This is a genomic window from Streptomyces sp. CBMA29 (assembly GCF_014596445.1).
Lineage (GTDB): Bacteria > Actinomycetota > Actinomycetes > Streptomycetales > Streptomycetaceae > Actinacidiphila.
Genome location: NZ_MECL01000103.1, coordinates 26,647 through 33,532, shown reverse-complemented (window position 1 = coordinate 33,532; position 6,886 = coordinate 26,647). Strand labels below are relative to the sequence as shown.

Below are 6,886 nucleotides of genomic sequence, written 5' to 3'. Positions count from 1 at the left end.
CCCGGCGTACGCGTGGAGTCCGCGCCCGGCAGCGGCGACGACCTCATCACCGAGGTCGCCGCCCGCTCCCGCACCGCGGACCCCGACCGCCCGTGCCTCGTCGTCACCGCCGACCGTGGCCTGCGGGCGCGCGTCGCGGAGGTCGGCGCGGCCGTCGTGGGGCCGCGGTCGGTCCGGCCACGCTGACGCCTCCCCCTTATGTGCCGCCCTCTCGCCTCCGGCGGGGGCGTCAGGGGTGGGGCTTGTTCTTGAGGTTGTCCCGGCGGAGCCGTTCCTCCTCGAAGAGGCGCATGAACTTCCGCATGTGCTCGTCCGGTTCGGGGTCGGACTCCTCGTCCTCGTCGGCGGGGAGGCCCTGTTCGCGGAGTTGCTGGTCCTGGACCATGACGGGCGGGGTGGGGTCGGGGTCGGAGGGGCGGGGGCCCTCGGGCCCGTCGGGGCCGATGCGGATGAGGCGTTCGACGCGGATCACGCGGAAGTGGCGTCCGCCGACGTCGAGTTCGTCGCAGCGGTGTTCGTCGAGGTGGTCGGCGGCGCGGGAGTAGATCCCGCGTTGCTCGGGGCTGAGGTCCTTCTGCCAGGGGAGCATGACGCGCAGTTGCATGGCGAGGCCGTCGCGGGCCGACTGCGGGGTGGTGGCGGTGCCGCTGGAGTCGGGGCGCCAACTGCCGCCGTCGCGTTCGGCGGTCATGAAGGTGGCGGGGAGCAGGACACCGCCGGGATGGGTGTCGGCGGCGTGCCGCGAGTCGTCGCGGACGTCAGCGGGGACGGTGCCGCTTTTGCGGAGGGCGGCGAGGAGTTCCACCTTGAGGATGCCCTCGGACATGCCGGTCGCGTTGACGGGGTCGATGACCAGGCCCGCGGCGGGGTCGAAGCCGCCGGACTCGCCGGGGCCGCCCGGGTCGGGGTCGGTGTCGCGCGGGGGTTCGGGCCCGTCGGGCCCCATGCGGATGAAGCGTTCGGCGCGCACCACGCGGTAGCGGCTGCCGCGTACCGTCACCTCGTCGAGGGCTTCCCAGTCCATGCGCTCGCCCGCGGCGAGGAGTTCGGCCTGGGCCTCGGGGTCACCGGCCTCGCCGGCCGCGTGGGAGAGGCGGCGGAAGTGGGAGCCGAGGCTGTCGCGGGCGTCCTGCGGGGCGAGTCCACTGAAGTACGGGTGCAACTCCCAGCCGCCGGAGTCCAGTTCGCACGCGATGCCGAAGACCGGGCCGCCCGCGAACAGCATCGAGGGGTAGGTCTTTCTCGCCTTCCACGCCTCGATGTCGGCGAGCGCCGCGACCGGGGACTCGGGCGTGGTGACCCGGATCGTCTGGTAGGCAGGAACATCGTCGCCGTGCGCATCCATGGGACCAGCATGCCCACACCGCGGGGGCGTACGCGACCCATACGCCAAAGCCGTCATGGGTCCGTGAGGTGACGTGACGCGCGTCCACCGGCAGGTATGGGGGCAACAGTGGTTCAGACCGCGGGCTCCGCGAGCACGTGTCCGATGCCCTCGGGCGAGAGCAGATGCTGCACCGCCAGCCGCCGCGCGCCCTCGATGCCCGCCCTGCGGCCGAGCATCGTGGTCTCGATGGCGACGGTTCTGGTGGCCAGCGGGAGGGCCCTGCGGTAGACGGCGCCGCGGATGTCGGCGAGCAGGTCGTCGTGGAGGCTGGCGATGCTGCCGCCGAGCACGATGGTGTCGGGGTTGTAGAAGCTGACCAGCGAGGCCAGGACGTCGCCGAGCCGTTGGGCGGCCAGCCGTACCTGGCGGCGGGCCACCGGGTCGCCCGCGGCCACGAGGCGGACCACATCGGCGGCGTGCTCGGCGGGCAACCCTGCCTCCCGCAGCTTCGCCGCGATGGCCGCTCCCGAGGCGACGGCCTCCACGCAGCCGGTGTTGCCGCAGTGGCACAGCACGTCGTCGTGGCCCGGTACCCGGATGTGGCCGATGTCGCCCGCGGCGCCGCTGGCCCCGCGGTGCACGACACCGCCGGAGACGATGCCGCAGCCGATGCCCGTACCGACCTTGACGTACAGCAGATGGGCGGTGGCCGGACGGTGGCCGTACTCCCCCAGGGCCATCATGTTGACGTCGTTGTCGACGAGGACGGGCGCGTGGTAGCGCCCGGCGAAGAAGCCGGGGACCCGGTAGCCGTCCCAGCCGCGCATGATCGGCGGCCGGATCACCGTACCGGTGCGGGCCTCGACCGGGCCCGGTACGCCGATGCTGATCGCGCGTACGTGGTCGGCGGGGTGTCCCGCGTCGGCCAGCAGGCGGCCGATCTGCTCGTGCACCCCGGTCAGTACGGCCTCGGGTCCCGCGTTGATGTCGAGGGCTTCGGTGGCTTCGGCGAGGACCCGGCCGCCGAGTTCGGCGACGGCGACCGTGCGGTGGGTGGCGCCGAGGTCGACGGCGCAGACCACGGCGTTCCGCGAGGCGAGTTGGAGGGTGAGCGGCGGGCGCCCGCGCTCGGTGGCCATGGTGCCGGTCTCGACCAGCAGGCCCTTGGCGATCAGCAGGTCCACGCGCTGGGCGACCGCGGCCCTGGACAGCCCGGTGGCGGTGGCGAGTTGGCTGCGCCGGGTGGCGCCGCCCGCCACCAGTCCCGCCAGTTCGCTGAGCGCGGTCAACTGCCGGTCGCTTGCGGCTGTCACCGGTTCCTGCCCTCCCCTGCGCCGTACGTCCGTCGTCCCCGATCCGCGTCCTGCGCGGCCAGGCCCCCGATTTATGACAGAAGATAGCGAAAATATTGCCATTGTCAACCGAAACAGCGGTGGCTAGCGTTTCAACCAAGCGGAAAGGGAGGGCACTTGTGGGCGGTACCAGCTCGGATACAGCGGGTTCTTCGCTGCGCACGACACCCGGTACGACACCCGGTACGACACTGCGTACGGCCATCGCCGGTGTGGGCATGATCGGCCAGGTGCACCTGGACGCGGTGCGCAGGAGCGGCGCCCCGGTGGTCGGGGTCAGCGCGTCGACACCCGCGCGGGCCAAGGAGGCCGCGGCGGCGCTCGGGGTCGGGCGGGCCTTCGACTCCTCGGAGGCGCTGGTCACCAGTGACGACGTCGACGTGGTGCACATCTGTACGCCCAACGACGCGCACGCCGGGCTCGCCGAACTGGCGCTGCGGGCGGGCAAGCACGTGGTGTGCGAGAAGCCGCTGACCACGTCGTCGGCCACCGCGGACGCGCTCGCGGCGCTCGCCGCGGACAGCGGCCTGGTGGCGGCGGTGCCGTTCGTCTACCGCTACCACCCGATGGCGGCCGAGGCGCGGGCCCGGGTGCTGGACGGCCGGGCGGGCGAGGTCCGGCTGGTGCACGGCCACTACCTCCAGGACTGGCTCTCGGAGCCGGGCGACACCAACTGGCGGGTCGACGCGGCGGCGGGCGGACCTTCCCGCGCCTTCGCGGACATCGGCTCGCACTGGTGCGACCTGGTGGAGTGGGTGACCGGGCACCGGATCGCGGAGCTGACCGCGGTCAGCCAGACCGTGGACCGTACGGACCCGGCGGGCGATGGCGCTCCGGTCAGGCCGGACACCGAGGACGTGGTGCAACTCCTGTTCCGCACCGACCGCGGCGCCACCGGTTCCGTGACCGTCTCGCAGATCTCGCCCGGCCGGAAGAACCGGCTGTGGTTCGAGGTGGACGGCACCCGCACCTCGCTCGCCTTCGACCAGGAGAACCCCGAGTCGCTGTTCGTCGGCAGCCGCGGTGAGAACGCGGCCGTGCTGCGCGACCCGGCCACGCTCTCGCCCGCCGCCGCCCGGCTCTCGGTGGTCCCCGGCGGCCACCCGATGGGATATCTCGACTGTTTCGCCGCCTTCGTCCGCGATGTGCACGCCGCGATCCGCGCCCCGGGCGCGGCGGGCGGGTCCGCGGCCGACGGCACCGGGGGCACGTTCCCCACCTTCGACGACGCCGCCCGCATGGTGCGCCTGACCGAGGCCGTACTGGACTCGGCGGCGGACCGGACCTGGAAAGAGGTCTCCTGAGATGAAGCTGGGCTTCCTGACCGCCTGCCTTCCGCAGCTCCCGCTGGACGAGATCGCCGCGTGGGCGGCCTCGCACGACTACCAGGCGCTGGAGGTGGCCACCTGGCCGTCCACCGGCTCACGGGAGTTCGAGGCCAGCCACATCGATGTGACCGGCTTCGACAAGCAGCGGGCCGACGAAGTACGCGGCCTGTTCGACCGGCACGGCCTGACGCTGTCCGCGCTGGCGTACTACGAGAACAACCTGCACCCGGACGAGACCCGCAGGGCGGAGATCGCCGCCCACGTACGCGCCAATGTGGACGCCGCCCAACTGCTGGGCGTGGACTACGTCGGCACGTTCGTCGGCCGCCACCCCGGTCTGACGGTGAAGGAGAACATCGCGCTGGCCGAGCGGGAGCTGCCGCCGCTGGTGGAGTACGCGGGCGAACGCGGTGTGAAGATCATCATCGAGAACTGCGTGATGGAGGGCTGGCACCCGGACGGCTATCCGGGGAATCTGGCCTACTCCCCCGAGCTGTGGGAGTGGATGTTCGACCTCGGCCTCTATCTCAACTACGACCCCTCGCACCTGCTGTGGCTCGGCATCGACCCGGTCGAGGCGCTGAAGCCGTACATCGACCGCATCCCGCACGCGCAGGCCAAGGACGCGCAGCTCGACCCGCGGGCCAGGGACCGTTACGGCTTCTTCGGCCGGTCGGTGGCGCGGACCGACGGCTGGGACAGCGGCTGGTGGCGCTACCGGGTGCCGGGGCTCGGCGACGTCGACTGGCGCCGGATCGTCGACACCCTCTACGAGGGCGGCTTCACGGGCACGCTCTCCGTCGAGCACGAGGACCCCGTCTGGAGCGGCGACGTCCAGCGGATCACCCAGGGTCTGGAGATCGCCCACCGCACACTGCGGCCGTTGATCGTCGGCTGATCCGACCGCGCGTCACCGCCGGCCGCCGCTCCCCCGTACCACCCGTACTCGCCGCACCCGCCGCACCCGCACCCGCACCCGCCGTACTTCCAGGAGGCATCGTCACGATGGCCACGCCCTTGAGCATCCAGCTCTACACCCTCCGGGACCAGATCGCCGCCGACCGCGACGGCACGCTGTCCCGCCTCGCCGGGATCGGTTACACAGCCGTCGAGGCGTACGACCCCACGGCCGACCCGACCGGTTTCCGCAAGGTCGCCGACGACCTGGGGCTCAGCGTCAACAGCACCCACGCGTACGCCCTGTTCGACAAGGAGGCGTCGGAGGTCTTCGACGCGATCGCCACGGTCGGCACCGATCTGGTGATCATCCCCGGCGGGATCGCGCACGAGGAGTTCACCACCTCCGACGGCCTCTCGCGCACCGCGGATATCCTCAACGGCTTCGCCGAGAAGGCCGCCGAGCGCGGTATGCGGATCGGCTACCACAACCACTGGTGGGAGATCGAGCCGCGCTTCGACGGCAGGACGGCGCTGGAGGAGCTGGCGGACCGGCTGGCCCCCGAGGTGTTCCTGGAGGTCGACACGTACTGGGCGGCGGTCGGCGGGGCCGATGTACCGGCGCTGCTGCGGGCGCTGGGCGACCGGGTGCTGGCGCTGCACGTCAAGGACGGTCCCGGCGTGAAGGACGAGCCGCACACCGCGGTCGGCAAGGGCCGCATCGACGTGCCGTCGATCCTGGCCGCCGCGCCCGACGCGCAGCGGATCGTCGAACTCGACTCCTGCGCCGGCGACATCTTCGAGGCCGTCGCGGAAAGCCTCTCCTACCTCACCGCGCTGGAGCGTTCATGACCACAGGCCCGGTCGGCGTCGCCGTCGTCGGCGCCGGTGTCATCAGCACCCAGTATCTGGACCATCTGACCGCCTTCCCCGACCTGCGGGTGCTCGCCGTCGCCGACATCGACGTCGAGCGGGCCCGTACGGCGGCCGGGACGTACGGGATCGCGGCCTCGGGCGACCTCGCGTCGGTGCTGGCGATCCCCGAGGTGGAGATCGTCGTCAACCTGACGATCCCGGCCGTGCACGCGGAGGTCGCCACGGCCGCCCTCCAGGCGGGCAAGCACGTATACGGCGAGAAGCCGCTCGCGCTGGCGCCGGCCGACGGGGCGAAGATCCTGGCCGAGGCGCGGTCGCGCGGGCTGCGGGTTGGGAGCGCTCCCGACACCTTCCTCGGCGCCGGGCTCCAGTCCGCGCAGCGGGCGCTGGCCGCCGGGGTCATCGGCGAGCCGGTGAGCGCGACCGCCGTCACGCAGGGGCCAGGCCCGGAGTCGTGGCACCCGAACCCGGAGTTCCTCTTCCAGTACGGCGCCGGGCCGCTGTTCGACATCGGTCCGTACTATCTGACGGCGCTGGTCGCCCTGTTCGGGCCGGTGGCGCGGGTCTCGGCCTCGGCGCGGCAGGCGCGTGCGCACCGGGTGATCGGTTCCGGGCCGAAGGAGGGCACGTCCTTCGCGGTGGACGTACCCACGCACGTGCACGCGTTGCTGGACTTCGCCGGTGGCCCCAGCGGCTCGGCGACCTTCAGCTTCGACTCCTCGGTGCCGCGCCGCCTCATCGAGGTCACCGGCACCGAGGGCACGCTGTCACTGCCCGACCCGAACACCTTCGAAGGGCCTTTGCAGGTCCGGGCGTTCGGTGACGACGACTGGCGCGACCTGCCCGTCACCGGTACGGTCGCCGGTCGCGGCCTCGGCGTCCTGGACATGGCCCGCGCCATCCGGGGCAGCACCGAGCACCGCGCCTCCGGCGAACTCGCCCAGCACGTACTCGACTTGATGGCCACGGTAACGGACGCCGCCGAAGAGCACACCGTCCGCACCCTCGAAACCAGCGCCCCGGCCGTGTCACCGCTGCCGGACGCGTGGGACCCGGCGGCATCGACGCTGTCCTGACGCAGCGTTCGACCACCGTCGGCCCCGGCC

Annotated in this window: 6 protein-coding genes and 1 pseudogene; 5 read left to right on the top strand and 2 right to left on the bottom strand. The window is 72.5% G+C overall.

The window, feature by feature from the left end:
- Nucleotides 1-186 (top strand): annotated as a pseudogene (locus tag BGM09_RS15660) (NTP pyrophosphohydrolase); the annotation flags it as partial.
- Nucleotides 187-229: 43 nt separating this feature from the next.
- On the opposite strand, the gene BGM09_RS15655 reads toward BGM09_RS15660, so the two are convergent.
- A complete protein-coding gene (locus BGM09_RS15655) occupies nt 230-1,345 on the bottom strand; it encodes a DUF5954 family protein (protein WP_188282194.1) in 1,116 nt (371 codons plus the stop codon).
- Between the two features lie 113 nt (nt 1,346-1,458).
- Entirely contained in the window at nt 1,459-2,640 is a 1,182-nt protein-coding gene (locus BGM09_RS15650) for an ROK family protein (RefSeq protein ID WP_317452715.1), read from the bottom strand.
- A gap of 158 nt (nt 2,641-2,798) precedes the next feature.
- Between BGM09_RS15650 and BGM09_RS15645 the strand changes: the two genes are divergently transcribed.
- The 4 genes from BGM09_RS15645 (at nt 2,799) to BGM09_RS15630 (ending at nt 6,856) form a co-directional block, all read left to right on the top strand.
- The gene (locus BGM09_RS15645) at nt 2,799-3,983 is read left to right on the top strand and encodes a Gfo/Idh/MocA family oxidoreductase (protein ID WP_317452714.1); all 1,185 of its coding nucleotides are present in this window, start codon (nt 2,799-2,801) and stop codon (nt 3,981-3,983) included.
- A gap of 1 nt (nt 3,984) precedes the next feature.
- A complete protein-coding gene (locus BGM09_RS15640) occupies nt 3,985-4,905 on the top strand; it encodes a sugar phosphate isomerase/epimerase family protein (protein WP_188282192.1) in 921 nt (306 codons plus the stop codon).
- A gap of 107 nt (nt 4,906-5,012) precedes the next feature.
- Nucleotides 5,013-5,756, top strand: a complete 744-nt coding sequence (locus tag BGM09_RS15635) for a sugar phosphate isomerase/epimerase family protein (RefSeq protein ID WP_188282191.1) — start codon at nt 5,013-5,015, stop codon at nt 5,754-5,756.
- Nucleotides 5,753-6,856 carry a Gfo/Idh/MocA family protein gene (locus BGM09_RS15630; RefSeq protein ID WP_188282190.1) on the top strand — a complete coding sequence of 368 codons (1,104 nt, stop codon included), beginning with the start codon at nt 5,753-5,755 and terminating at the stop codon, nt 6,854-6,856. Before BGM09_RS15635 ends, BGM09_RS15630 begins: the two co-directional genes overlap by 4 nt.
- Nucleotides 6,857-6,886: the final 30 nt, after the last annotated feature.

Bases quoted from the DNA above. Each gene is read 5' to 3' on its own strand.
- BGM09_RS15635 (WP_188282191.1), top strand. From the start codon at position 5,013: ATGGCCACGCCCTTGAGCATCCAGCTCTACACCCTCCGGGACCAGATC.
- BGM09_RS15640 (WP_188282192.1), top strand. From the start codon at position 3,985: ATGAAGCTGGGCTTCCTGACCGCCTGCCTTCCGCAGCTCCCGCTGGAC.
- BGM09_RS15655 (WP_188282194.1), bottom strand. From the start codon at position 1,345: ATGGATGCGCACGGCGACGATGTTCCTGCCTACCAGACGATCCGGGTC.
- BGM09_RS15630 (WP_188282190.1), top strand. From the start codon at position 5,753: ATGACCACAGGCCCGGTCGGCGTCGCCGTCGTCGGCGCCGGTGTCATC.